Annotated in this window: 25 protein-coding genes; 8 read left to right on the forward strand and 17 right to left on the reverse strand. The window is 75.5% G+C overall.

Going from position 1 to position 25,841, the window contains the following annotated elements; all coding sequences use genetic code 11:
• Positions 1-7: 7 nt before the first annotated feature.
• The 6 genes from rplS to rpsP form a co-directional block, all read right to left on the reverse strand.
• A complete protein-coding gene (rplS, locus tag O2W14_RS11425) occupies positions 8-364 on the reverse strand; it encodes a 50S ribosomal protein L19 (RefSeq protein WP_269176219.1) in 357 nt (118 codons plus the stop codon).
• Between the two features lie 159 nt (positions 365-523).
• Positions 524-1,021 (reverse strand): NUDIX hydrolase, encoded by a 498-nt coding sequence (locus tag O2W14_RS11430; protein ID WP_269176220.1) that lies wholly within the window; start codon positions 1,019-1,021, stop codon positions 524-526.
• Positions 1,018-1,788, reverse strand: coding sequence for a tRNA (guanosine(37)-N1)-methyltransferase TrmD (gene trmD, locus O2W14_RS11435; RefSeq protein WP_269176221.1), 771 nt, complete (start codon positions 1,786-1,788; stop codon positions 1,018-1,020). Before trmD ends, O2W14_RS11430 begins: the two co-directional genes overlap by 4 nt.
• On the reverse strand, positions 1,785-2,300 hold the full coding sequence (gene rimM / locus O2W14_RS11440; RefSeq protein WP_269176222.1) for a ribosome maturation factor RimM: 516 nt from the start codon (positions 2,298-2,300) through the stop codon (positions 1,785-1,787). The genes trmD and rimM overlap by 4 nt, the downstream gene beginning before the upstream one ends.
• Before the next feature lie 44 nt (positions 2,301-2,344).
• Complete coding sequence (locus tag O2W14_RS11445) at positions 2,345-2,581, reverse strand: RNA-binding protein (protein WP_163612139.1); 237 nt, start codon at positions 2,579-2,581, stop codon at positions 2,345-2,347.
• Between the two features lie 3 nt (positions 2,582-2,584).
• Entirely contained in the window at positions 2,585-3,085 is a 501-nt protein-coding gene (gene rpsP / locus O2W14_RS11450) for a 30S ribosomal protein S16 (RefSeq protein WP_269176223.1), read from the reverse strand.
• Positions 3,086-3,224: 139 nt separating this feature from the next.
• Between rpsP and O2W14_RS11455 the strand changes: the two genes are divergently transcribed.
• On the forward strand, positions 3,225-3,713 hold the full coding sequence (locus O2W14_RS11455) for a VOC family protein (protein WP_269176224.1): 489 nt from the start codon (positions 3,225-3,227) through the stop codon (positions 3,711-3,713).
• On the opposite strand, the gene O2W14_RS11460 is transcribed toward O2W14_RS11455, so the two are convergent.
• The 9 genes from O2W14_RS11460 to O2W14_RS11500 form a co-directional block, all read right to left on the reverse strand.
• Complete coding sequence (locus O2W14_RS11460) at positions 3,656-4,015, reverse strand: ribonuclease E inhibitor RraB (protein WP_269176225.1); 360 nt, start codon at positions 4,013-4,015, stop codon at positions 3,656-3,658. The genes O2W14_RS11455 and O2W14_RS11460 overlap by 58 nt on opposite strands.
• Positions 4,008-5,744, reverse strand: a complete 1,737-nt coding sequence (locus tag O2W14_RS11465) for a proline--tRNA ligase (protein WP_269176226.1) — start codon at positions 5,742-5,744, stop codon at positions 4,008-4,010. Before O2W14_RS11465 ends, O2W14_RS11460 begins: the two co-directional genes overlap by 8 nt.
• Before the next feature lie 81 nt (positions 5,745-5,825).
• Positions 5,826-5,996 (reverse strand): hypothetical protein, encoded by a 171-nt coding sequence (locus O2W14_RS11470; RefSeq protein WP_269176227.1) that lies wholly within the window; start codon positions 5,994-5,996, stop codon positions 5,826-5,828.
• A gap of 76 nt (positions 5,997-6,072) precedes the next feature.
• Positions 6,073-7,176, reverse strand: coding sequence for an amidohydrolase family protein (locus O2W14_RS11475; protein WP_269176228.1), 1,104 nt, complete (start codon positions 7,174-7,176; stop codon positions 6,073-6,075).
• 4 nt (positions 7,177-7,180) lie between these two features.
• Positions 7,181-8,758, reverse strand: a complete 1,578-nt coding sequence (gene ffh, locus O2W14_RS11480; protein WP_269176229.1) for a signal recognition particle protein — start codon at positions 8,756-8,758, stop codon at positions 7,181-7,183.
• Positions 8,759-9,023: 265 nt separating this feature from the next.
• Positions 9,024-9,215: a hypothetical protein gene (locus tag O2W14_RS11485; protein WP_269176230.1), complete on the reverse strand. Its 192-nt coding sequence runs from the start codon at positions 9,213-9,215 to the stop codon at positions 9,024-9,026.
• A 121-nt stretch (positions 9,216-9,336) separates the two neighbouring features.
• Positions 9,337-11,706 (reverse strand): [protein-PII] uridylyltransferase, encoded by a 2,370-nt coding sequence (locus tag O2W14_RS11490; RefSeq protein ID WP_269176231.1) that lies wholly within the window; start codon positions 11,704-11,706, stop codon positions 9,337-9,339.
• A 124-nt stretch (positions 11,707-11,830) separates the two neighbouring features.
• Positions 11,831-12,169, reverse strand: a complete 339-nt coding sequence (locus O2W14_RS11495; RefSeq protein WP_163612145.1) for a P-II family nitrogen regulator — start codon at positions 12,167-12,169, stop codon at positions 11,831-11,833.
• Positions 12,166-13,506: an ammonium transporter gene (locus O2W14_RS11500; RefSeq protein WP_269176232.1), complete on the reverse strand. Its 1,341-nt coding sequence runs from the start codon at positions 13,504-13,506 to the stop codon at positions 12,166-12,168. Before O2W14_RS11500 ends, O2W14_RS11495 begins: the two co-directional genes overlap by 4 nt.
• A gap of 362 nt (positions 13,507-13,868) precedes the next feature.
• Between O2W14_RS11500 and O2W14_RS11505 the strand changes: the two genes are divergently transcribed.
• From O2W14_RS11505 to O2W14_RS11525, 5 genes are all read left to right on the forward strand, one after another.
• Entirely contained in the window at positions 13,869-14,624 is a 756-nt protein-coding gene (locus O2W14_RS11505) for an energy-coupling factor ABC transporter permease (RefSeq protein WP_269176233.1), read from the forward strand.
• Positions 14,621-14,950, forward strand: coding sequence for a PDGLE domain-containing protein (locus O2W14_RS11510; RefSeq protein WP_269176234.1), 330 nt, complete (start codon positions 14,621-14,623; stop codon positions 14,948-14,950). The genes O2W14_RS11505 and O2W14_RS11510 overlap by 4 nt, the downstream gene beginning before the upstream one ends.
• Positions 14,951-14,993: 43 nt before the next feature.
• A complete protein-coding gene (gene cbiQ, locus O2W14_RS11515; protein ID WP_269176235.1) occupies positions 14,994-15,743 on the forward strand; it encodes a cobalt ECF transporter T component CbiQ in 750 nt (249 codons plus the stop codon).
• On the forward strand, positions 15,740-16,489 hold the full coding sequence (locus O2W14_RS11520) for an energy-coupling factor ABC transporter ATP-binding protein (protein ID WP_269176236.1): 750 nt from the start codon (positions 15,740-15,742) through the stop codon (positions 16,487-16,489). The genes cbiQ and O2W14_RS11520 overlap by 4 nt, the downstream gene beginning before the upstream one ends.
• Positions 16,490-16,624: 135 nt before the next feature.
• Positions 16,625-18,427: a SpoIIE family protein phosphatase gene (locus O2W14_RS11525; protein WP_269176237.1), complete on the forward strand. Its 1,803-nt coding sequence runs from the start codon at positions 16,625-16,627 to the stop codon at positions 18,425-18,427.
• Between the two features lie 22 nt (positions 18,428-18,449).
• Here O2W14_RS11525 and ftsY read toward each other — a convergent pair whose 3' ends face one another.
• On the reverse strand, positions 18,450-19,649 hold the full coding sequence (gene ftsY, locus O2W14_RS11530) for a signal recognition particle-docking protein FtsY (RefSeq protein ID WP_269176238.1): 1,200 nt from the start codon (positions 19,647-19,649) through the stop codon (positions 18,450-18,452).
• Positions 19,650-19,687: 38 nt separating this feature from the next.
• Between ftsY and O2W14_RS11535 the strand changes: the two genes are divergently transcribed.
• Together O2W14_RS11535 and O2W14_RS11540 are read left to right on the forward strand one after the other, a co-directional pair.
• Positions 19,688-21,343, forward strand: a complete 1,656-nt coding sequence (locus O2W14_RS11535; RefSeq protein ID WP_269176239.1) for an alkaline phosphatase D family protein — start codon at positions 19,688-19,690, stop codon at positions 21,341-21,343.
• A complete protein-coding gene (locus tag O2W14_RS11540) occupies positions 21,340-22,092 on the forward strand; it encodes an endonuclease/exonuclease/phosphatase family protein (protein WP_269176240.1) in 753 nt (250 codons plus the stop codon). Before O2W14_RS11535 ends, O2W14_RS11540 begins: the two co-directional genes overlap by 4 nt.
• Before the next feature lie 94 nt (positions 22,093-22,186).
• Here O2W14_RS11540 and smc read toward each other — a convergent pair whose 3' ends face one another.
• Positions 22,187-25,753 (reverse strand): chromosome segregation protein SMC, encoded by a 3,567-nt coding sequence (smc, locus tag O2W14_RS11545; protein ID WP_269176241.1) that lies wholly within the window; start codon positions 25,751-25,753, stop codon positions 22,187-22,189.
• Positions 25,754-25,841 lie beyond the last annotated feature (88 nt).

Raw genomic sequence — 25,841 nt, forward strand, 5'->3', positions numbered from 1 at the left:
CAGTGGGTCAGCGGGAGACGATCTCGCGCTTCTCCTTGATCTTGGCCTTCTTGCCGCGCAGCTCGCGGAGGTAGTACAGCTTGGCCCGGCGGACGTCACCGCGGGTCAGGACCTCGATCTTCTCCAGCACCGGGGTGTGCACCGGGAAGGTGCGCTCCACGCCGACACCGAAGCTGACCTTGCGGACGGTGAAGGTCTCGCGGATGCCGCCACCCTGACGCCGGATGATCACGCCCTGGAAGACCTGCACACGGGAGCGGGTGCCCTCGATGACACGCACGTGCACCTTCACGGTGTCGCCGGGCCGGAAGGTGGGGATGTCGTCGCGCAGCGACACGGAGTCGAGGGCGTCCAGGGTGTTCATCGCAGCAGTCCTCAGTTCTAGCGGAAAGTCGTCGTGGTACGGGCAGCGGTGTCCCGGTGCCTCAGTACCGGGTGGCTGCGCTCCACCGCCCGCTACGGGGGCGGAGCCACCACCGGGGCGAACCGGCGGCCTGCAGCAGCTCTCTACTGTGCCACATCTTCAGTCGACGATGCGTGGCGGCCCTGCCCACGGGCCCTCGAGCACCTCGCCCAGCGACCCGGCCAGGGTCCGCGGCGCGAAGGACTCCGTGCTGGCGGCGAGCTCGGCGACCGACCACCAGCGGTGCGGCTGGTCGTCGGCCAGCTCCTCGGCGGTGCGCCCGCTCGGGTCGACGGTGTGGACGACGTCCCGCAGCGCGAAGTAGGTCTCCCGGGAGTCGACCACGGTCCCGCCCCACGGCCACACGTGCCGGCGCAGCCAGACCGGGCCCTCGAGCGCGGCCGGGTCGACGACCAGGCCCAGCTCCTCGGCCAGCTCGCGGACGGCGGCGGTGCGCAGGTCCTCGCCGTCCTCGACGCCGCCACCGGGGGTGTACCAGAACCGGACCGGCTGACCGGGCTGCGCGGCGGGTCCGCGGGAGCCCAGCAGCAGCACCCGCTGCTGCGGGTCGATCACCAGCACGCGGCTGGCCGGGCGGACCCAGGGCGCAGCGGTCACGCCCGGCCCGGCGGGTCGGCGTCGAGGGCGGCGCGGTCGGCGGCGCCCAGTGCGCCCTCGGGCAGCGCGGCCAGCAGGTCGGGACGGCGGTCGGCGGTACGGCGCAGCGACTGCCCGCGCCGCCACCGGGCGATCGCGGCGTGGTCGCCGGACAGCAGCACCGGCGGGACCTCCAGTCCCTGCCAGGTGGCGGGGCGCGTGTAGGACGGGCCCTCGAGCAGGCCGTCGGCGTGCGAGTCGAACTCCACGGAGTCGGCGTTGCCGACGACGCCGGGGATCAGCCGGGTGACCGCCTCGACCATCACCAGCACCGCGGACTCGCCACCGGCCAGCACGTAGTCACCGATCGAGACCTCCGAGACCGGGCCGGAGCCAGCGGCCCAGTCCGCGACCCGCTGGTCGATCCCCTCGTAGCGGCCGCAGGCGAAGACCAGCCCGGGCTCGGTCGCCCACTGCGCCGCCACGGCCTGGGTGAACGGCCGGCCGGCCGGGGTGGGGACGACGAGGCGGGTGCCGGGTGGGCGCACCGCCTCCAGCGCCCGGCCCCACGGCTCGGGGCGCATGACCATCCCGGGACCGCCGCCGTACGGGGAGTCGTCGACGGAGCGGTGCACGTCGTCGGTCCACTGCCGCAGGTCGTGCACACCGACGGCGACCAGCCCGCGCTGGGCGGCCTTGCCCAGCAGCGACTGGCCCAGCGGGGCGAGGTACTCGGGGAAGATCGTCAGGACGTCGACGCGGAAGGGCGCCGCGGGTCCGGCACTCACAGGTCCAGGAGCCCCTCGGGCGGGTCGACGACCAACCGCCCCGCCGCCAGGTCCACGGTGGGGACGATGGCGCTGACGAAGGGCACCAGCAGCTCGCCGCCGCCGGTGCGGGCCAGCACCAGCAGCTCGGTGCCCTCGTGGCGCACACCGGTGACCTCGCCGATCGGCGAGCCGTCGGGCAGCACGGCGGCCAGCCCCACGAGCTGGTGGTCGTAGAAGGAGTCCGGGTCCTCCAGCGGCGGCAGCTCCGCGACGGGGACCAGCAGCTGGGTGTTGCGCAGCGCGTCGGCGGCCTCGCGGTCGGACACGACCGTGCCGTCGGGCAGGGCCAGCGTCAGCAGCAGCGTGCCGCTGTGCCAGCGGGCGGCCTCGACGGTGAGCGGACCGCGCGCGACGGGGTCGGTGAGCAGCGCCGTCCCGGGGGCGAAGCGCAGGTCGGGGTCGTCGGTGCGCACCTCGACGGTCACCTGACCACGGACACCGTGGGGCCGGCCGATGCGGCCGACCACCACGGTGTCGGTGTTCTGCGGGGTGGCGCCAGGGGCGCCGGGAGTGCTCAGCGCCCGTCGGTGTCGACGACGTCGACCCGCAGGCCGCGTCCACCGACACCGGTCATGACCTGGCGCAGCGCCTTGGCGGTGCGCCCGCCGCGGCCGATGACCTTGCCGAGGTCCTCGGGGTGGACCCGGACCTCGAGGGTCTTGCCGCGCCGGCCGTTGACCAGGTCGACCACGACGTCGTCGGGGTTGTCGACGATGCCCTTGACCAGGTGCTCGAGCGCCTCTTCCAGCACGTCTTACTCGGCGGGCGTCTCGGCGGCGGCAGCCGGCTCGGCCGCAGCCGGCTCAGCGGCAGCAGCCGGGGCCTCGGCGGCCGGGGCGGCGTCAGCAGCCGGGGCGGCGTCGGCCTTGGGAGCGGCCTTCTTCTTCGGGGTGGTGGCGTCGGCGGCCGGCTCACCCATGGCGGCGCGGGCGGCCTCCTCGTAGATGGCCTTCTTGTCGGCCTTGGGGGCCGCGACGCGCATGGGGGCCGGAGCCGGCTCGCCCTTGAACTTCTGCCAGTCGCCGGTCACCCGGAGGATGGCCCGCACGGCCTCGGTCGGCTGGGCGCCGACACCCAGCCAGTAGGCGGCGCGCTCGCCGTCGACCTCGATGAAGGACGGGTCCTCCTTCGGGTGGTACTTGCCGATCGTCTCGATCGAACGACCGTCACGCTTGGTGCGGGCGTCGGCGACGACGATGCGGTAGTACGGCGCGCGCATCTTGCCCAGGCGCATGAGCTTGATCTTGGTGGCCACGAGTGTGGTGTGCCTTTCGAGCGTGTGTGGTTGCCCGCCCTACGGACGCGTGGGGATACGTCCGGGGCAGGGCGATGGACACGGGCGGGAACGGTGAGAGGGCCGCCACCACCGTGTTCGACCGACCATGATGCCAGACGTGACGACCTCGCCGACACCCGATGCCGGAGCGGACCCCCTGGAGGTGCCCGGCGCGGGCTGGCGGGCGTCGGGACGCGGCGGGTTCCTGCACCACGTCGAGCTGTGGGTCCCGGACCTGGCCCGCGCGGAGCGCTCCTGGGGCTGGCTGCTCACCCGGCTGGGCGCCGAGCCGTTCCAGTCCTGGGAGCACGGCCGCTCCTGGCGCAGTGGCGGCACCTATGTCGTCCTCGAGCAGTCCCCGGCGCTGACCGGCGGGCGGCACGACCGCCGCTCCCCCGGGCTGAACCACCTGGCGTTCTGGTGCGACGGCGACCTCGACGGCCTGGTCGCCGACGCTCCTGCGTTCGGATGGAGCCTGCTCTTCCCCGACCGGCACCCGTTCGCCGGCGGGCCCGACCACCGGGCCGCGTACCTCGAGGACGCCGACGGCTACGAGGTGGAGCTGGTGTCCTCGGGCGCGACCAGGAACCCACCCCAGCCGTCGTAGCGGCCACCGTGCCGGCCGATGATCGCGACGACCTCGCGGGTGAACGCAGCGGCCGTGGCGTGGTCGACCGCGGTCATCGCGCTGAACTCCAGCCACACGGTGGCCAGCCGGCGGTACAGCCCGTCGACGCGGTACCCGGCGGCGGTGAGCTCCTCGCCCGCGGCCACCGCCGCCCTCCGGGTGCGGAAGGCGGCGGTGTGGTCGATCGGGCGGGGCGCGGCCACGTGGTCACCGTGGCCCAGGTTCGCCTCGACCGTCTCGGCGGTCCGCCGCAGCTGCCCGGCGAGCGACCGGTCAGCCACGGACGGCGGCGAGGACGGCGGTGGCGGCCTCGGCGACCGGCACCTCCGACCGCTCACCGGTGGCCCGGTCGCGGACCTCGATGACGCCCTCGGCCAGGCCGCGGCCCACCGTGACGATCGTCGGCATGCCCAGCAGCTCGGCGTCCTTGAACTTCACCCCGGGGCTGACCTTGGGCCGGTCGTCGAGGAGCACGGTCAGCCCGGCGGCGACCAGGTCGGCGGCCAGGGTCTCGGCGAACTCGAGGACGGCGGCGTCCTTGCCGGTGGCGACCAGGTGCACGTCGGCTGGGGCGATCGACCGCGGCCAGACCAGGCCCAGCTCGTCGTGCATCGACTCGGCGATGGCGGCCACGGCCCGGGAGACGCCGACGCCGTAGGAGCCCATGGTGACGGTGACCAGCTTGCCGTTCTCGTCGAGGACCTTCAGGTCCAGCGCCTCGGCGTACTTGCGGCCGAGCTGGAAGATGTGGCCCATCTCCACGCCACGGGCCAGCTCCAGCGGACCGGAGCCGTCCGGGGCGGGGTCGCCGGCGAGCACCTCGGCGGCCTCGATCACGCCGTCCCAGGTGAAGTCCCGGCCGGCGACGAGGTCGAAGACGTGCGTGCCGGGCTCGTTGGCGCCGGTGATCCAGCGGGAGCCGGGGACGACGCGGGGGTCGACCAGGTAGCGGATGCCCGAGTCGCTGTCGGCGCCGAGCACCTGCGGCCCGATGTAGCCCTTGACCAGCGCGGGGTGCGCGGCGAAGTCGGTGAAGACGTCGATCTCGGCCGGGGCGACCTGGGCCTCGAGCCGCTTGGCGTCGACCTCGCGGTCACCGGGCAGGCCGATGACCAGCGGCTCCCGCGTGCCGTCGGGGTGCACGAGGGTGACCACGACGTTCTTCAGCGTGTGCGCGGCGGTGTACCCGGCGTCGGGGAACCGCTCGTTCGCCACCGCGACCAGCGAGGCGATGGTCGGGGTGTCGGGGGTGTCCTCGACGTGGGCCGCGGGCAGCCCGTCGAACGGGATCGACTCCGGGACGACGGTGCGCACGGCCTCGACGTTGGCCGCGTACCCGCCGGCCGAGCGGACGAAGGTGTCCTCGCCGATCGACGTCGGGTGCAGGAACTCCTCGCTCCTGGACCCGCCCATCGCACCGGACATCGCCGAGACGATCACGTACTCCAGCCCGAGCCGGTCGAAGATCCGGATGTAGGCGGCGCGGTGCGCGGCGTAGGAGGCGTCCAGGCCGGCGTCGTCCACGTCGAAGGAGTAGCTGTCCTTCATGGTGAACTCGCGGCCGCGGAACAGCCCGGCGCGGGGCCGCGCCTCGTCCCGGTACTTGGTCTGGATCTGGTAGAGCGAGACCGGCAGGTCCTTGTAGGAGCCGTAGAGGTCCTTCACCAGGAGCGTGAACATCTCCTCGTGCGTGGGGCCGAGCAGGAAGTCGTTGCCCCGGCGGTCCTTGAGGCGGAAGAGGTTGTCGCCGTACTCGGTCCAGCGGCCGGTCGCCTCGTAGGGCTCACGCGGCAGCAGCGCGGGGAAGTGCACCTCCTGCGCGCCCATCGCGTCCATCTCCTCGCGGACGATGCGCTCGACGTTCCGGAACACCCGCCAGCCCAGCGGCAGCCAGGTGAAGCCCCCCGGCGCGGCACGCCGGATGTAGCCGCCGCGGGCGAGCAGGCGGTGGCTGGGGACCTCGGCGTCGGCCGGGTCGTCGCGCAGGGTGCGCAGGAACAGGGAGGACATCCGAAGGAGCACGGGTGGAGTCTCCCAGGCGGCCCGGGACGTGCGTCCACGGGTTTGCCGGGCCGCCCGGGGACGCCGCGCTCAGGCCGGTTCGGGCACGCCGCCGGGGTCACCGCCCGGGTCGCCGGGCGTCGGCTCGACCGGTGCCGGGGGCAGCGGCTCCGGTGCGTCGGGCAGCAGCTCACCCGGGTCGTCCGGGATGGGCGTGGTCGGGTCGATCAGGGGCTCCGGCTCGGGCAGTGGCGACACCATCGCAGCAGTCAACCAGCGCCCGGCCGTCCGCGACAGGGACGCCCGTCCGCGACGGGCACGCCCGCCCACGACGGGCTCAGGCGACGACGACGCCGCGCAGCACCGTCCGCTGCGGCCGGGCCAGCGTGTCCAGGTCCCGCCGCGGGTCGGCCTCGTAGACGACGAGGTCGGCCGGCGCCCCCTCGACGATGCCGGGCAGGCCCAGCCACTCCCGCGCGGCCCACGACCCGGCGGCCAGCGCGGCCTCGGCGGGCAGCCCGGCGGTGTGCAGCGCCCGGATCTCGGTGGCGATGACGCCGTGCTCGATGCCGCCGCCGGCGTCGGTGCCGGCGAAGACCGGGACCCCGGCCTCGTACGCGGCCCGCACCACCGCACCCGACCCGGCGTGGAGCCGCCGCATCGTGGAGGCGTACGCCGGGAACTTGCGCTCCCCCGCCGCGGCGAAGCCGGGGAAGTTCTCCACGTTGACCAACGTCGGGACGACGGCGGTGCCGCGCGCCGCCATCTCCCCCACCAGCTCCTCGGTCAGCCCGGTGCCGTGCTCGATGCAGTCGATGCCGGCGGCGATGAGCGCGGGCAGGGCGTCGGTGCCGAAGGTGTGCGCGGTGACCCGGGCACCCTCCTCGTGCGCGGCGGCGACCGCTGCGGCCACCACGTCGTCGGGCCACTCGGGGGCCAGGTCGCCGATGCCGCGGTCGATCCAGTCCCCCACCAGCTTGACCCAGCCGTCGCCGGCCCGGGCCTGCACGCGCACCTGCTCGACCAGGTCGGCCGGCTCGAGCTCGAGCGCGAGCTCGGGGATGTACCGGCGGGTGGCGGCCAGGTGCCGGCCGGCCCGCACGATCCGCGGCAGGTCGTCGAGGTCGTCGAGGGCCCGGGTGTCGACCGGCGACCCGCAGTCGCGCAGCGCGAGCACCCCGGCGGCCCGCTCGACCAGCGCCTGCTCGCGCAGCCCGGCCAGGTCGGTCACGTGGGCACCGCCGAGCGCGATGCCCACGTGGCAGTGCGCGTCGACCAGGCCGGGCAGCAGGTAGCCGCCCCGGCTGACCGTCTCCGCACCCGGCACGCGCTCGAAGGTGAACCGCCCGCCGGTGACCCAGAGGTCGCGGTGCTCGCCCTCGGGGAGGACGACGCCGGCCAGGTGCAGTGCGGGAGCCTGGTGCAGCGCGGGGGCGGTCACCGACTCAGCGGCCCTGGTCCTTGAACTGGCTGAAGTCCAGCTTGCTCAGGTCCGGCAGCGCCTGGCCCGGGGGCAGGCCCGGCAGGCCACCGGGCATCCCGCCGGGGAGCTGCCCGGGGAAGCCGGCGCCGCCCATGGCGCCGGGGGCACCGATGGCGCGGCGGGCCGGGGCCTTCTTGGCGCCGCCCTTGCCCTTCTTGCCCTTGCCGCGGGAGGCGGCGGCCTGCTGCTGACGGCCGCGGGCCTTCTTCGACATCGGGCCCATGCCGGGCATGCCCATGCTGCCGGCCATCTGGCCCATCATCTTCTGGGCCTGGCCGAAGCGCTCCAGCAGCTGGTTGACGTCGGTGACGCTGACGCCGGAGCCGTTGGCGATGCGCACCCGCCGCGAGGCGTTGATGATCTTCGGGGTGACCCGCTCGGCCGGGGTCATCGACCGGATGATCGCCGCGGTGCGGTCCAGGTCGCGGTCGTCGACCTGCTTGAGCTGCTCCTTCATCTGCCCGGCGCCGGGCAGCATGCCGAGCAGGTTCGCGATCGGGCCCATCTTGCGGATGGCCAGCATCTGCTCGAGGAAGTCCTCGAGGGTGAAGCCCTCACGGCTGGCCAGCTTGCCGGCCATCTTCTCGGCCTGGTCGGCGTCGAAGGCCTGCTCGGCCTGCTCGATGAGGGTCAGCACGTCGCCCATGCCGAGGATGCGCGAGGCCATCCGCTCGGGGTGGAAGACGTCGAAGTCGGCCAGCTTCTCGCCGGTCGAGGCGAACATGATCGGCTGGCCGGTGACGTGGCGGACCGACAGCGCGGCGCCACCGCGGGCGTCGCCGTCGAGCTTGGTCAGCACGACACCGGAGAAGCCGACGCCGTCCTGGAAGGCCAGCGCCGTGTTCACGGCGTCCTGGCCGATCATCGCGTCGACGACGAACAGCGTCTCGTCGGGTGAGACCGCGTCCCGGATGCCGGCGGCCTGGGCCATCAGCTCGGCGTCGATGCCCAGCCGGCCGGCGGTGTCGACGACGACGACGTCGTGCAGGGTACGCCGGGCGTGCTCGATAGAGTCCCGCGCCACGGCGATCGGGTCGCCCACGCCGTTGCCCGGCGCCGGGGCGAAGACGTCGACGCCGGCCTGGCCGGCGACCACGGACAGCTGCTGCACCGCGTTGGGCCGCTGCAGGTCACACGCCACCAGCAGCGGGGTGTGCCCCTGCGCCTTGAGCCAGCGGCCGAGCTTGCCGGCCAGCGTGGTCTTGCCGGCACCCTGCAGGCCGGCCAGCATGATCACCGTCGGCGACTGCTTGGCGTAGCGGATGCGGCGGGTCTCCCCGCCCAGGATGTCGACGAGCTCCTCGTTGACGATCTTGATCATCTGCTGCGCCGGGTTCAGCGCGCCGGAGACCTCCGCACCGCGGGCGCGCTCCTTGACCGAGGCGATGAACGAGCGGACGACGGGCAGCGCGACGTCGGCCTCGAGCAGGGCGATCCGGATCTCGCGCGCGGTGGCGTCGATGTCCTCGTCGGAGAGCCGGCCCTTGCCGCGCAGACCGGTGAAGACCTTGTCCAGACGGTCGGAGAGGGTCTCGAACACAGCACGTCCTCACAGCACTCGGGCGTGCAGCCGGCTGCGGCCCCGTGGGGCCGGCGGACCGGCTCGGGCTCCCGGGGCCACCCCGGGGCCGTCACGCCACCTGAGTCCAGGGTAATGGCCTCCGGACCGGCGCAGCCGCCCGCGGCTCCCCGACCGGGGCAGCCGGTCGCGGCCCCGGTGCAGGGGCCCGCCGCGAGGACGCCCCCGTCCTCCTCGTGCCGCGCGAGCTCGGCACGAGCCCCCGGCCGGGGCGGAGGGTCCTGCCTCAGGCGGCGCGGTGACCGATCTCGGTGCGCGGGGTGGCCGACCACCCGATGACCAGCGCGGTGCCGCAGTCGGTGCAGGCCCAGTCGGGGCAGGCGCTGCCGTCGGCGGTGTGTCCGTCGACGCAGGTGGGCTGCTCGAAGTCGGTGTCCTCGCCGCAGGTCGGGCAGGGCAGGGTCTGCAGGTCGCTCATGGCGTCCCCTCTCGTCTCGGCGCCGGTCGTCGTCCGGCCCCTGCAACGTGCCACGGGGGTACGACAGGACGCGCCAACCCCCGGCCCGCGTGTCGCGCCCGCCCGCGGGCCGGGGGTCCTGCTACCGGCCGGCCGGGTCCGGGGCGTCCCCACCGGCGGCGGCCACCAGTGCCCGCTCGGCGTGCCGGCGCTGCGTGGGGTCGATCGCCGTCCCGGCCGGGTCGCTGACGTAGAAGGCGTCGACGGCGTCCCCGCCGAGGGTCTCGACCGTGGCGGAGGTGACGTCCAGGCCGGCCTCGGCCAGGGCGGCGGTGAGCCGGTGCAGCAGCCCGGCACGGTCGGTGGCGCGCACCTCGACCAGCCCGGTGACGCCGGTCGCCTCGGCGTCGAACCAGGAGATCCGCGGCGGGCGGCCACCTGCGGCGTCCTGGCTGTAGTCGCGCTCGCGCTGGCGCAGCCGCTCGGCCAGCGGCAGGGTGCCCTCCAGCGCCGCGCGCACGCCGTCGGCGAGGATCTCCGGCACCGGTGCCCGCCCGAAGCGCGGCCGCACGGCGAAGACCAGCGTGCCGTGGCCCTCTGCGACGCTGACCCGGGCCGCCCGCACGTCGAGCTGGTTGAGCGCCAGCACGCCGGCGCAGAGGCTGAACAGCCCCGGCCGGTCGGGGGCGCCGATGGTGACCTGCTGGCCGTCGAGGACGTCCTCGACGCCGACCGTCACCGGCTCGGTGTGGCCTTCCAGCTCCGGCGCGGGCGCGGTCACCTGCGGCGCGGTGGGCTCCAGGACCGGCTCGGGCGCCGGGGCGCTGCCCAGCCGGGCCGCGACCCGGGCGACGAGCGCGGCGACCAGGTGCGCCTTCCACGGTGACCAGGCCGACGTGCTGGTCGCCGCCCCGTCGGCCTGGGCCAGGGCGTGCAGCAGCTGCAGCAGCGCCGGGTCGGACCCGATCGCCTCCACCACCCGGTCGACGGTCTTGGGGTCGTCGAGGTCGCGGCGGGTGGCGACGTCGGGCAGCAGCAGGTGGTGCTCGACCATCGCCGCCAGCGTCGCGACGTCGGCGGGGCTGAACCCCATCCGGGCGGCCATCTCGGCGACGACGACCATGCCGACGTCGGTGTGGTCGCCGGGCCAGCCCTTGCCGATGTCGTGCAGCAGCGCGCCGACCAGCAGCAGGTCGGGCCGGTCGACGTCCCGGGTGAGCTCGGAGGCCGCGGCGGCGGCCTCGACGAGGTGGCGGTCGACGGTGAACCGGTGCCAGGGGTGGCGCTGCGGCAGCGACCGCACCCGGTCCCACTCCGGCAGCATCCGGACCAGCAGCCCCTCCTGGTCCAGCTGCTCCAGCACCGGGACGGCGCTGCGCCCGCTGGCCAGCAGGCGCAGGAACGACCAGCGCACCTCCGGCGGCCAGGGCTCGGGCAGCGGCGGGGCGTGCACGGCCAGCACCTTGAGCGTGTACGGCGACAGCAGCAGGTCCGCCCGGGCCGCGGCGGCGGCGCCGCGCAGGACCAGGCCGGGGTCGGCCGCCGGCCGGGCGTCGCGGGCCAGCACGACCTCGTCGCCCTGGCGGACCAGCCCCTCGGCCAGCGGCTCGCGGCGCACCCGGCGGTAGCGGGCGCGGGGGCGGCGCACCAGGGCGGTGTCGACCCGGCGCCAGGTCTCGTCGGCGACGAAGGCCAGCCGCCGTCCGGCCAGGCTGACCCGGCGCAGCAGCAGGTCGTCGTCGGGGACGCCGTCGGTGACCAGGCCCAGCGCGCGGGCCACCGGCGCCTGCTCCTGGCGCACCAGCGCGTCGTTGGCCCGGCCGGTGCTCGCGCGCAGGGCGTCGCGGACGTCGAGCAGGAACGCGTAGGCCTCCCCCGCGTCGGCCGGCGCCTCGTCGGCCAGCTGGGCGGCGGCCAGCGCCCGCAGCACCTGCCCCTCGCGGAGCCCGCCGTAGGCCTCCTTGAGGTCCGGCTCGAGCAGGAAGCCCAGCTCGCCGACCTGTCGGCCGCGGGCCCGGCGGAGGTCGCGCAGCTGGGGCAGCAGCCGGCCGGCGTGCTGCCGCCAGGACGCGAGGGTGGCGGTGCGCAGCCCCGCGGTGACCGCCGGGTCGCCGGCCAGGTGCCGGGCGTCGAGCAGACCGAGCCCGGCCTTGACGTCCTCGGCGGCCACCGAGACCGCCTCGGACACGGTCCGCACCGAGTGGTCCAGGCGCAGCCCGGCGTCCCAGACGGGGTACCAGAGCGCGTCGGCGAGCGCGGCGACCTCGGGCCGACCGTCGTGCACCAGCACCAGGTCCAGGTCGCCGTGCGGCGGCAGCTCCCGGCGGCCGAGGCTGCCCACGGCCACCAGGGCGACGCCGGTCGAGGCCGGCTCGCCCGACGGGCCGCCGCGCCGTCGGTCGGGGCGCGGGGTGCCGGCGAGGGCCTCGGCCAGCAGGCCGGCGAGCCAGTCGTCGACCACCCGGACCCGCTCGACGCGGGGCAGGGCGGGCAGGGCTGCGGTGTCGAGCACGGGCACCTTCCGGGAGTCCGACGGCGGAACGGCGTCGGCCGGGGCGGCGGGTCTCCCCCACCACCCCGGCCGACGTCAGGTCACCGCGCGCGCTCGAGCGCGCGGGGCGTCACGGCGCTGCGCCTCAGAGGGCGTCGGCGCCGCGCTCACCGGTGCGGACCCGGACGATCTCGTCGATCGTCGTGACCCACACCTTGCCGTCACCGATCTGGCCGGTGGAGGCGGACTCGACGACCGCGTCGACGACGCGTGCGGCGTCTGTCTCGCTGACGACGACCTCGATGCGGACCTTGGGGACGAAGTCCACCTGGTACTCCGCACCGCGGTAGACCTCGGTGTGGCCGCGCTGGCGGCCGAAGCCCTGGACCTCGCTCACGGTGAGACCGGCGATGCCGATCAGCTCCAGGGCGTTCTTGACGTCGTCGAGCTTGAACGGCTTGACGATCGCGGTGATCAGCTTCATGCGCGGGTCGCTCCTTCGGTGTTGCGGGCCTCGGCACGCGCCTGGCCGGTCAGGGTCGCCGAACCACTGCCGCCCCCGAGGGAGACGAAGTCGTAGGCGCTCTCAGCATGCTCGACGGTGTCGATGCCGGTGACCTCGTCCTCCTCGGAGAGGCGGAAGCCCATCGTCTTCTGGATGGCGAAGCCGATGACGTAGGTCAGGACGAAGGAGTAGGCGAGCACGGCCACCGCCCCGATCAGCTGCTTCCACAGCTGGTCGAAGCTGCCGCCGTAGAAGACGCTCTCGGCACCGGCCGGCGCGTCCGTGGTGGCCAGGAAGCCGATCAGGATGGTGCCGACCAGGCCACCGACGAGGTGGACGCCGACGACGTCGAGCGAGTCGTCGTAGCCCAGCTTGAACTTCAGCCCGACGGCCAGGGCGCAGAGCGCACCGGCGATCAGCCCGATGACGATGGCGCCGATCGGCGAGACCGCGGCACAGGCCGGGGTGATGGCCACCAGGCCGGCGACGACGCCGGAGGCGCCGCCCAGGGAGGTGGAGTGGCCGTCGCGGATCTTCTCCACCAGCAGCCAGGCCAGCACGGCGGCACCGGTGGCGACCAGCGTGTTGACCCAGGCGACGGCGGCGGTGTTGTTCGCGGCCAGGGCGGAGCCGGCGTTGAAGCCGAACCAGCCGAACCACAGCAGCCCGGCGCCGAGCATCACCAGCGGCAGGTTGTGCGGGCGCATCGGGTCGCGGCCGAAGCCACGGCGCTTGCCGAGCACCAGGGCGAGCGCGAGGCCCGCGGCACCGGCGTTGATGTGCACCGCGGTGCCACCGGCGAAGTCCAGGGCGCCGAGGTCGTTGGCGATCCAGCCGCCGACGTGACCGGTGTCGTCGTTGTCGAAGTCGAAGACCCAGTGGGCGACCGGGAAGTAGACGACCGAGGCCCAGATGCCGGTGAAGACCATCCAGGCGCTGAACTTGGCCCGGTCGGCGATGGCGCCGGAGATCAGCGCGACGGTGATCACGGCGAAGACGGCCTGGAAGCCGACGAAGGCCATGGCCGGCAGGCCGCCGGCCTCGCTGGTGGTGTCCTCCATCAGGCCCTTGAGGCCGAGGTACTGGTTCGGGTCACCGATCAGCCCGAGGCCGGCGTCGTCGCCGAAGGCGAACGAGTAGCCGTAGAGCACCCAGAGCACGCTGATGAGCGCCAGCGCCCCGAAGCTCATCATCATCATGTTCAGCACGCTCTTCGCGCGGACCATGCCGCCGTAGAAGAGCGCGAGGCCTGGGGTCATCAGCAGCACGAGCGCGGCGCTGGTGAGGATCCAGGCGGTGTCGCCGGTGTTGACCACGGCAACCTCCTGAGGGTGTCGTCGGCCAGGGGCCGCAAGCGGGGACCCGAGGGACCTCGGGGGACGAACGCCGCCCCGGGGGGCGGTTCCAGGAAGACGGTGCCGACACCGTGTTTCCGGGGACGGCGTCGACGTGTTTCGCGACCGTGAACTCGCGGTCGCGTGTCGGTCTCGTGTGTTCCAGTCGTGTTGCCGACGCCCCTCACACCCCCGTGCGCACGGCCCGTCGTGGGCCGGGTCACGTCACCGCCCGTTCACCGGGCCTTCTTGCCAGGCATGTGCAGTTGCCAATGCTGTGCAATAAGGTCGCCCCGAGCGTTGCGGGCCCAGCTCCTGCAGCCACCCAGGTCCGGAGGTCCCGCGTGCACGTCCCCGATGGCTACCTCGACGCCGCCACCACCGCCGGCACCGCGGCCGTCGCCGCCGCCGGCGTGGCCCTCGCGCTGCGCGGCGCCCGCCGTGAGCTCGACGAGCGCACCGCCCCGATGGCCGGCCTCACCGCCGCCTTCGTCTTCGCGGTCCAGATGATGAACTTCCCGGTCGCCTACGGCACCAGCGGCCACCTGATCGGCGGGGCGCTGACCGCGGTCCTGGTCGGCCCGTGGACGGCGGCGCTGTGCATGACCGTCGTCCTGATGGTCCAGGCGCTGGTCTTCGCCGACGGCGGGCTGACCGCGCTGGGCACCAACGTGGGCCTCATGGGCCTGGTCGCCGTCGGGGTCGGCTACGGCGCGTTCCGGCTGCTGCGTGCGCTGCTCCCGGCCACCCGGACCGGGCTGCTGGCCGCCGCCGGCGTCGGCGCCTTCCTCTCCGTGCCGGCCGCCGCGCTGGTCTTCGTCGGCCTGTTCGGCCTCGGCGGCGTCGCCGACGTGTCGGTGGCCTCGGTCGCCGCCGCGATGGGCGGGGTGCACCTGCTCATCGGTCTCGGCGAGGCCGCCATCAGCGTGGCCGTCCTCGGTGCGGTGCTCGCCGTGCGCCCGGACCTGGTCCGCGGCGCCCGCCACCTGCAGCGGGCCACGGCGCTCGCGCCCCGACCCGAGTCCGCGGGCCGTCCGGTCGCCCCGAACACCGTGGCCCCGGTCAGCGCGCCCACCAGCGCTCCGGTCGACGCCCGATGACCCGCACCCGCACGTTCGTGCTGATCGGGGTGGTCCTCGCCCTGCTGATCGCCGGGGTCGGCTCGTACTACGCCAGTTCCTCCCCCGACGGGCTCGAGGCGACCGCCGAGGAGCAGGGCTTCGGCGACACCGCGCGCGACAGCGCCGCCGCCGGCTCCCCGCTGGCCGACTACCAGGCCTCCGGCGTGGACGACGAGCGGCTGTCCGGCGGCCTGGCCGGGGTGACCGGTGTGCTCATGGTGCTGGTGCTGGCCGGCGGTCTCACCCTCGTGCTCCGGCGTCGGTCGACGGCAGAGCCCGCCGACACCACCACCGGGACGCACTGAGGTGGGGGCCGGGCACGGCACGGGCGGCGGTGGCATCTCGGCGATGTACGTCCCCGGGCACAGCCCGGTCCACCGCCTGGAGCCGCACACCAAGCTCGTCGCCGTCCTGGCCTTCGCCCTCGTGGTGGTGCTGACGCCGGTGCACGCCGGCTGGGCGCCGGCGGCCTACGTGGGGTTCCTGCTCCTGCTGCTCGGCGTCGCCGCCCTCGCCCGGATCCGGCCCGGCCGGATCGTGCGGGGGCTGGTCGTCGAGGTGCCCTTCGTCCTCTTCGCCGCCCTGCTGCCCTTCGTCTCCCGCGGACCGCGCGTGGAGGTGCTGGGCCTGTCGCTGTCGGAGAACGGGCTGGCCGCCGGGGGCAGCATCCTGGCCAAGGCCACGCTGTCGGTGCTGGCCGCGACCCTGCTCGCCGCCACCACCGACCCCCGGGCCCTGCTGCGCGGGCTGGACCGGCTGCGGCTGCCCTCGGTGCTGGTGCAGATCCTCACCTTCATGATCCGGTACGCCGACGTCGTCGGCGGCGAGCTGGCCCGGATGAAGGTCGCCCGGGAGTCCCGGGGCTTCCGGGCCCGTCGGGTCGGTGCGCTCAAGGTGCTCGGTCCGGCCGCCGGGTCGCTGTTCATCCGGTCCTACGAGCGCGGCGAGCGGGTGCACCTGGCGATGCTGTCCCGCGGCTACACCGGCCGGCTGCCCACCGGACCGGTCGCGGTGGTCGGCGGCCGGTCCTGGGCGGCCGCGCTGAGCCTCCCCCTGGCTGCGGGCGCGGTCCTGGCGGCGGGTTCACTGCTGGGGTGAGCCCTCCCCCGCCGTCGCTGCTCGTCGACGACCTGGCGTTCGCCTACCCCGACGGCCACCAGGCGCTGTTCGGCGTCGACCTGCGGCTGGAGCCCGGTGAGCGGGTGGCGCTGCTGGGGCCCAACGGGGCGGGCAAGACCACGCTGGTGATGCACCTCAACGGCATCCTGCGCGGCGGGCGCGGCCGGGTGGAGGTCGCCGGCCTGCCGGTCGAGGACCGCACCCTGCAGGAGGTCCGCCGCCGGGTGGGCATCGTGTTCCAGGACCCCGACGACCAGCTGTTCATGCCCACCGTCGGCGAGGACGTCGCCTTCGGCCCCCGCAACCTGGGCCTGCCCGAGCCCGAGGTGGCCCGCCGGGTCGCCGACGCGCTCGCCGCCGTCGACATGGCCGACGCGCACACCCGGCCGCCGCACCACCTGTCGTTCGGCCAGCGCCGCCGGGTCGCGGTGGCCACCGTGCTGTCGATGCAGCCGGAGGTGCTCGTGCTCGACGAGCCCAGCAGCAACCTCGACCCGGCCGGGCGCCGCGAGCTGGCCGAGGTCCTGGAGCAGCTGCCGGTGACGCTGCTGATGGTCACCCACGACCTGCCCTACGCCCTGCAGCTGTGCCCGCGCTCGGTCGTGCTGGACGGCGGGGTCGTCGTCGCCGACGGCGCGACCCGTGAGCTGCTCGCCGACCGGGAGCTGCTGGCCGCCCACCGGCTCGAGCTGCCCTTCGGGTTCGACCCCCGCACGGTCGGCTGAGGGGCCCCGGCCCACCGCCGGGCGGGTCGGTGTCGGCGGCCACGTTGCCCCGAGCGCACCCGCCGGGTACCACTGCAGAGCGCCGCGACCGCGGCGCACCGGACGAACAGGACGAACAGGACGGCAGGCGACACCGTGGTCGAGCAGGACCCGTCGGACGACGGGGGCACCGGGCTCCCCGTGCCGGACTGGGCGCGGGTCTTCCACGCCGCTCCGGCCCCGTTCCTGCTGCTCACCCCGGACCTGGTCATCGTCTCGGCCAACGAGGCGCGGCTGACCGCCACGGCGACCACCCTCGCCGACACGGTCGGGCGGCACCTGTTCGACGTCTTCCCGCCCAACCCCGACGACCCGGCCGCCGACGGGATCGCCAACCTGGGCGCCTCCCTGGCCCTGGCCCGGGACACCGGCCGGCCGGTCACGATGCCCATCCAGAAGTACGACATCCCGATGCCCGACGGCACCTACGAGGAGCGCTTCTGGGCGCCGCGCAACGTGCCGATCACCGACGCCGAGGGCCGGGTCGTGCTGCTGCTGCACCGCTCGGACGACGTCACCGACTACGTCACGGCCCGCGACGAGGCCCAGCAGGAGGCCGCCCGGGGGCAGGACCGGGTCGAGCAGGTGGAGTCCGACCTCTACGCCCGCACCCGCGAGCTGGAGCAGGCCAACCTGGACCTGCGGGCCAGCGTCGAGCGGGAGCAGCGGACCGCCCGCGCCCTGGCCGGCCTGGCGACCACGGTCTCCGCGCTGGCCGCCGCCGAGAGCGTCCCGGAGCTGCTGGAGCTGCTGTTCGCCCACGGCCGCGAGGCGCTGCACGCCGACACCGCGGCGGTGGCCCTGCTGGTGCCCGGCAGCGGGGACCTGCGGCTGGCCCAGGACGGCGACACCGGCCTGCACACCGGCGTCCTGCCGGCCGGGTCCCCGCTGCCGATGGCGGTCGCCGCCACCGGCCGCCGGGTGCTGACGGCCGACGCGGTCGGCACCGGGACGGCGGCCCCCCTCCCCGGCGTGCGCGCCTGGGCGGCGCTGCCGCTGCGGGCCGGCGGGCGGCTGCTCGGCTCGTGGACGGTCGGCTGGGCCGCCCCCCGGCCGATGGACGACGACGACGTCCAGGTGCTGGAGGCCTACGCGGCCCAGTGCGCCCAGGCCGTCGACCGGGTCACCCGGCTGGAGGACGAGCGACGCCGCGCCAGCGCCACCCGCAGCCTCGCGGAGAGCCTGCAGCGGTCGCTGCTGACCGATCCGCCGCAACCGGACCACCTGACCATCGCGGTGCGCTACCGGCCCGCCGCCCAGGAGGCCCAGGTCGGCGGCGACTGGTACGACGCCTTCGTCTCCCGCGACGGCGCCACGACCCTGGTGGTCGGGGACGTGACCGGGCACGACCGCACCGCCGCGGCGGGGATGGCACAGCTGCGCAACCTGCTGCGCGGCATCGCCCACGCCATCGACGGCCGACCGGCCGGCGTGCTGGGCGCCCTCGACCGCGCGGTGCACGACCTGCAGATCCCCACCCTGGCCACCGCGGTGCTGGCCCGGGTCGAGCAGGACCCGGTCCAGGCGACCAACGGGGAGCGGTCGCTGCGCTGGTCCAACGCCGGGCACCCACCGCCGCTGCTGGTGCCGGCCGCCGGCTCGCCGCTGCTGCTCGAGCGGCCGCGGAACCTGCTGCTGGGCGTCGACCCCGACGCCCGGCGCACCGACCACGTGCTGCCGCTGTTCCCCGGTGACACGCTCGTGCTGTACACCGACGGCCTCGTCGAGCGCCGCGACTCCGACCTCGACGAGGGGCTGGGCCGGCTCGTCGCCGCCGCCACCGAACTGGCCGGCGCGCCCGTCGACGTCCTCGCCGACGAGCTGCTGCGCCGGCTCGCGCCCGAGGCGGACGACGACGTCGCCCTGCTCGTCCTGCGGGTCGCCCCGCAGGACGGCTGAGGTCCCCCTACGGGGATCCGGGTCAGACGTTCCCGACGAGCGCCTCGGCGAAGGCCTCGGGCTCGAAGGGCGCCAGGTCGTCGGGGCCCTCGCCCAGGCCGACCAGCTTCACCGGGATGCCCAGCTCGCGCTGCACCGCGACGACGATGCCCCCCTTGGCGGTGCCGTCGAGCTTGGTGAGCACCACACCGGTCACGGTGACGGCCTCGGTGAACACCCGGGCCTGCACCACGCCGTTCTGGCCCGTGGTGGCGTCGAGGACCAGCAGCACCTCGTCGACCGGACCGAGCTTCTCCACGACCCGCTTGACCTTGCCCAGCTCGTCCATCAGCCCGGACTTGGTGTGCAGCCGGCCGGCGGTGTCGACGAGCACCGTGTCGACCCCGGCGTCGATGCCGGTGCGCACCGCCTCGTAGGCGACCGACGCCGGGTCGCCGCCCTCGCGGCCGCGCACGGTGAGCACGCCGACCCGCTCGCCCCAGGTCTCCAGCTGGTCGGCGGCCGCGGCGCGGAAGGTGTCGGCGGCACCGAGGACGACGCTGCGGCCGTCACCGACCAGCGCGCGGGCGATCTTGCCGACCGTCGTGGTCTTGCCGGCGCCGTTGACCCCGACGACCAGGACGACGGCGGGGCGGTCGAGCTGCTCGGTGGCCAGCGTGCGGTCCAGGTCCGGGCCCAGGACGGCGGTGAGCTCGCGCACGACCAGGTCGCGCAGCTGGGTGCCCGAGGCGGTGGCCAGCACCAGGGTCTGCGTGCGCAGCCGCTGCACGATCTCGGTGGTGGCGGCCAGGCCGACGTCGGCGGCCAGCAGGGTCTCCTCGACCTCCTCCCAGTCGTCCTCGGTCAGCTTCTCCCGGGACAGCACGGTGAGCAGGCCACGGCCCAGCGAGGACTGCGAGCGGGCCAGCCGGGAGCGCAGCCGCACCAGCCGGCCGGCCGAGGGCGGCGGGGTGTCGAAGACCAGACCGGGCTCGGGCTGGGCCGGCGGCAGGTCGACCGTCGGGGCCGGCGCCTCGGCCAGCGAGGTCGGGTCCACCGCGGTCGCACCGGCCTGGGCGGCCGGGTCGGCGGTCGTGACCGGGGGCCGGGGACGGGTCAGCGTGGTGCCCGCCGCAGCGTCGGTGTCGAGCCGGGTGGTGCGCCGGCCGCGGCCGACGAGCAGGCTCGCCCCCAGCACGAGGGCGACGACGAGGATCGCGACAGCGATCAGCACGAACTCCATGACCACAGTCTCCCAGCATGATGGGGCAGGCTGTGTCCATGCCCGAGACCGCCGGCACCCGCCCGCTCCTGCTGCTGGGTCCGCTCCTGCGCCATGTCGACCCGGTGTCGGCCACCCTGTGGGTGGAGACCGACCGCGCGTGCGAGGTCGAGGTGCTCGGCCACCGGGCCCGCACCTTCTGCGTCAACGGCCACCACTACGCCCTCGTGGTCGTCGAGGGCCTGGAGCCCGGCAGCGTCACCCCGTACCAGGTGCACCTGGACGGCGCGCAGGTCTGGCCGCCGGCGCGCTCGGTCTTCCCGCCCAGCCGGATCCGCACCACCGGCGGCGACGGCGCCTTCCGGCTGGCGTTCGGGTCCTGCCGGTACGCGACCCCCACGACCGTCGACGTCCGGGACGGCATCCCGCCGGACGCCCTCGACAGCTACGCCCGCCGGCTGGCCGCCGTGTCCGAGGACCAGTGGCCCGACGCCCTGGTGCTGCTGGGCGACCAGGTCTACGCCGACGAGATCACCCCGGCGACGCGGGACTGGCTGGCCGCGCGCCGTGACCTCGACGTGCCGCCCGGCCCGCAGGTCGCCGACTTCGAGGAGTACTCCCGGCTCTACCTGGAGTCCTGGGGCGACCCGCAGGTGCGCTGGCTGCTGTCGACCGTGCCGGCCTCGATGGTCTTCGACGACCACGAGATGATCGACGACTGGAACACCTCGGCCGCCTGGCGCGAGGAGACCACCGGTCAGGACTGGTGGCAGCGGCGCATCTCCGGCGGGCTGGTCAGCTACTGGGTCTACCAGCACCTGGGCAACCTCTCGCCCAACGAGCTGGCCGAGAACGACGCCTGGCAGGCGATCCTGGCCGCACCCGACGAGGACGCCGGCCCGCTGCTGGACGAGATGGCCCGTGTCGCCGACACCGAGCCGCACACGGTGCGCTGGAGCTACGTCCGGCACTGGGGCACAGCGCGGCTGATCATGGTCGACAGCCGGGCGGGCCGGGTGCTCACCGAGGACGACCGGAAGATCCTCGACGACGAGGAGTTCGACTGGGTCGAGGCCGCCGTCGCCCGGTCGGTGGAGGACGGCGTCGAGCACGTGCTGATCGGGACGTCGCTGCCCTGGCTGCTGCCGCACTCGGTGCACGACCTGGAGCGGTGGAACGAGACGCTGTCGGTGCGGCACGCGGGGAAGCCGCTGGGCCGGCTGGCGGAGAAGCTCCGGCAGGCCGCGGACCTGGAGCACTGGGCGGCGTTCGGGCAGTCCTTCGAGCGGCTCGGCGCGCTGATGGTGCGGCTGGGCCGCGGCGAGCTGGGTCGCCCGCCGGCCACGGCGCTGGTGCTCTCCGGCGACGTCCACCACGCCTACGCCGCCGAGCTGGTCAACCCCGGGGCCCTGGACACCCGGGTGCACCAGCTGACCGTCTCGCCGCTGCACAACTCGGCGCCGCACGCGATCGAGATCGGGTTCAAGGTCGGCTGGAGCCGCTGGGCGCAGGCGCTGACCGGCGGGCTGCGCCGGCTGGCCCGGGTGGAGCCCAGCGAGCTGCGGTGGGCCAAGCAGGCCGGCCCGTTCTTCGGCAACGAGCTCGGCGAGCTGGTGCTGGAAGGCCGCAACGCCCGGTTCCTGCTGTGGGCCACCAGCCGCGACGACGACGGCGCGCCCCGGTTCACCCAGGTGCTGGACACCCGCCTGTCGTGAACCGGCTCCGGCTGGTGACCTTCAACGTCCACCACGGCGTGGGCGTCGACGGCCGGCACGACCTGGACCGGCTGACCCGGCTGCTGGCGGCCACCGACGCCGACCTGCTCTGCCTGCAGGAGGTCGACCGGCACTTCGGCGCCCGCAGCGAGCACGCCGACCAAGCACGGGCGCTGGCCGGGGCGCTGGGCCGCGAGCTGGCCTTCGCCGCCTCCCTGGACGAGCCGGCCGACGGCCCGGGACGGCGGCAGTACGGCAACGCGCTGCTGTCCCGGCTGCCGCTGCTGGACGCCCAGGTGCACCGGCTGCCCGGCTCCGGGGAGCCACGCACCGCCCTGCGCGCGGTGGTGCAGGTCGACGGCGGTGCGCTGGCGGTCACGACCACCCACCTGGCCAACCGGTCGCGGGCTGACCGCGCCGCCCAGGCCGCGGCGCTCGCCGAGCTGGCCGGGTCGGACGGCGTCGTGGTGGGTGACCTCAACGCCGACGCCCGGGCACCGGAGCTGGCACCGCTGCGCGCCCGGCTCACCGACGCCTGGACCGCCGCCCCCGACCGCGGCGACCAGTCACGGCGGCTGTCGCTGCACCGGGGGCAGGGCTGCACCCACCCGGTGCGGCGCCCCCGGGTGCGGATCGACCAGGTGTGGGTGCCACCGGGCGTGACCGTGACCGCGGCCCGGGTCCTGGACGGGTCGGCGGTCTCCGACCACCACCCCCTGCAGGTCGACCTGTCGGTCACCCCCCGCTGACCCGGTGGCCATGTTCGCGACCATGGCCCGCTGTGCGGCCCTTCGCCTGGGCCCCCGGCGCACGGAGCGTGTCGCGGGGGCGAGGGGTCCTTCGTCAGGCGGTCTCGAGCTCGCGGAGGCGCTGGCTGATGACGCCGGTGATGCCGTCGCCGCGCATGCTCACCCCGTAGAGGGCGTCGGCGATCTCCATCGTGCGCTTCTGGTGGGTGATGACGATCAGCTGCGAGGTGTCCCGCAGCTGCTCGACGAGGGTGAGCAGCCGGCCGAGGTTGACGTCGTCGAGGGCTGCCTCGACCTCGTCGAGCACGTAGAACGGCGAGGGCCGGGCGCGGAAGATGGCGACCAGCAGCGCCACCGCGGTCAGCGAGCGCTCGCCGCCGGACAGCAGCGACAGCCGCTTGACCTTCTTGCCCGGGGGGCGCGCCTCGATCTCGACGCCGGTGGTGAGCAGGTCCTCGGGGTCGGTGAGGAAGATCCGGCCCTCGCCGCCCGGGAACAGGGTGGCGAAGACCGTCTCGAACTCGCGCTGGGTGTCGGCGAAGGCCTCGGCGAACACCTCGTGGATGCGGGCGTCCACCTCGCGGACCACGGTGAGCAGGTCGCGGCGGGTGTTCTTCAGGTCCTCGAGCTGGGTGGCCAGGAAGGTGTGCCGCTCCTCCAGCGCCGCGAACTCCTCCAGCGCCAGCGGGTTGACCTTGCCGAGGGCGGCCAAGTCGCGCTCGGCGCGAGAGGCGCGCTGCTCCTGGGTGGCCCGGTCGTAGGGCACCGGCTGCGGCTCGGGCTCCCCCGCCGCCTCGGCCGCGGCGAGCTGGGCCTGGGTGGGCGCCACCGGCGCGGCCGGCCCGTACTCGGCGAGCAGGGTCGGCAGGTCGACGCCGTACTCCTCGGCGGCGCGGGCCTCCAGCGCCTCGATCCGCAGCCGCTGCTCGGCGCGGGCGACCTCGTCGCGGTGCACCTCGTCGGTGAGCCGGTCGAGCTCGCCGGTGTGCTCCCGCACCCGGGCGCGGACGACCAGCAGCTCGGCCTCCCGCCCGGTTCGGGCCTCGGCCAGCGCGTCCCGCTCGGCGGCGGCGCGGGCCAGCGACGTCCCGAGGTGGGTCAGCGCCTCCTCGGCACCCGCATGGACGGCGGCGGCCACCCGGGCACCGCGCTCGCGGGCGACCCGGGCGGCAGCGGCGCGCTCGCGGGCCGCCCGCTCCTGCCGGGCCTGGCGGCGCAGCGACTCGGCGCGGCCGGCCAGCGACCGGGCCCGCTCCTCGGCGGTGCGCACGGCCAGCCGGGCCTCGGTCTCGGCCTGGCGGGCGGCGGCGGCCTCGGCGCGCAGCCGGTCGCGGGCCTCGGTCGAGGGCTCCTCCGCCACCGGGGCGGCCTCGGCGGCGGCCAGCCGCTCCTCCAGCTCGCCCAGCCCGGTGAGTGCCTGCTCCCGCGCCTGCTCGGCCCGCACCCGGGCGGCGTCGAGCCGCTCGGCCTCGGCGAGGGCGGAGCGGGCCGCCGCACCGAGCTCGGCGAGCTCCGCGGCGGCGGCGGACCGGGCGCGGTCGGAGGCCTGGCGGGCGGTCAGTGCGGTGTCGACGTCGGCGGACCGGGCGGTGGCGACCTCCCGGGCCTCGGCGAGCTCCTCGGCCAGTCGGGCAGCGGTGGCCGCGGCCTGTTCGAGCCCGGCCGCGGCCTCCTCGACCCGGGCGCGCACCTCCAGCCCGGAGGGGGCGTTGGCCTGGCCGCCCACCGACCAGTCCGCCCCCAGCAGGTCGCCGCCCCGGGTGACCGCCCGCACCCGCGGGTGGACGCCGACCAGCGCGACGGCCGCCGGCAGGTCGGCCACGACGGCCACCCGCTCCAGCGCCCGGGCCAGCGCCGGGCCCAGCTCGGCGGGCGCCGTGACGAGGTCGAGGGCCCAGCGGGCGCCGTCGGGCAGCTCGGGCCAGCCGTCGCGGGACACCGGTGGGAGCCCGCCGGTGACCAGCAGCCCGGCGCGCCCGCCGTCGGTCCCGGCCAGGTGGGCGAGCACCTCGGCGGCCTCGGCGACCCCGGAGACGACGACGGCGTCGGCGAGCCCGCCCAGGGCCGCGGCCAGCGCCACCTCGGCGCCGGGGGTGACGGTCAGCCGGTCGGGCACCGGCCCGACCACCCCGGGCAGCCCGGAGGCCAGCACGGCTGCCGCTCCGTCGGCGGGGGCGAGCCCGAGCGCCAGGGCGTCCCGGCGGGCCTGCCAGCCGGCCCGGTCGCGTTCGGCGGCCCGCTCGGCGGCGATGAGCTCGGTGACCGCCGCGACGGCGGCGGTGTGCGCGGCGCGGGCGGCGGTGTGCGCGGCCGAGAGGTCCTCGTCGCCGCCGGCGTCGGTGTCGAGCTGGTCGCGCCGGGCGGCCAGCCGCTCCTCGGCGACCTGGGCGCGGTCGGCGGCCTCGGTCGCGGCGACGGCCAGCCGCTCGATCTCCGCAGCCCCCGCCGCGGCGCGCGACCGCCCGGCGGCGACCTGGCCGGAGAGCCGGGCCAGCTGCTCGCGGCGGTCGGCGAGGGCCCGGGCGGCGGCGACCAGCGCGCGCTCGGCGTCGGTGAGCGCGGCCTCGACGTCGGTGCGGACGGCGACCGCGGTGGCCAGCCGTTCCCGCTCGGCGGCCAGCGAGGCGGCCAGCTCCTGCTCGGTGGTCTCGATCCGGTCGGCCTCGGCGTCGAGCTGCTCGGGGTCGCGGCCACCGGGAGCGGCCGGCGGCGCGGCGGCCAGGTGCCGGTGCCGCTCGGCGGCCAGCTGCCCGACGCCGCGGAACCGCTCGGCCAGGGTGGACAGCCGGTACCAGCTCTCCTGGGCGGCGGCGAGGACCGGGGCGTCGGCGGACAGCTGCCGCTCCAGCGCCGACTCGGAGCGGGCGGCCACCCCGAGCGCCGCCTCCACGGTGGCCCGGCGGGCGCGGGCGGCGGTCTCGTCGGCGATGTCGGCGTCCAGGGCGTCGCGCAGGCCGACGAGGTCGTCGGCGAGCAACCGCAGCCGGGCGTCGCGCAGGTCGGCCTGGACGCCGGCGGCCCGGCGGGCCACCTCGGCCTGCCGGCCCAGCGGCTTGAGCTGGCGGCGCAGCTCCGAGGTGAGGTCGCCCAGCCGGTCGAGGTTGGCCTGCATCGCGTCGAGCTTGCGGAGCGCCTTCTCCTTGCGCTTGCGGTGCTTGAGGACCCCGGCGGCCTCCTCGACGAAGGCGCGGCGGTCCTCCGGGCGGCCCGACAGCACCGCGTCGAGCTGCCCCTGCCCGACGATGACGTGCATCTCACGGCCGATGCCGGAGTCGCTGAGCAGCTCCTGGACGTCGAGCAGGCGCACCTTGTCGCCGTTGATCTCGTACTCGCTCTCCCCGGAGCGGTACATGCGGCGGGTGATCGACACCTCGGTGTACTCGATCGGCAGCGCGCCGTCGGCGTTGTCGATCGTGAGGGTCACCTCGGCCCGGCCGAGGGCCTGGCGGCCGGCGGTGCCGGCGAAGATGACGTCCTCCATCTTGCCGCCGCGCAGGCTCTTCGCGCCCTGCTCGCCCAGCACCCAGGCGATGGCGTCGACGACGTTCGACTTGCCCGAGCCGTTGGGCCCCACGACGGCGGTGATGCCCGGCTCCAGCCGCAGCGTCGTCGGCGACGCGAAGGACTTGAAGCCCTTGAGCGTCAGGCTGGACAGGTGCACGCAGCGACCCTAGCTACGAGCACTGACGGAACCGGCTCACCGGCCCCCTCGCAGGGCCCCGCGCCGAACGGAGTGAGGTGTGGGGGGC

It is taken from the genome of Modestobacter sp. VKM Ac-2986, from assembly GCF_026967795.1.
GTDB lineage: Bacteria > Actinomycetota > Actinomycetes > Mycobacteriales > Geodermatophilaceae > Modestobacter.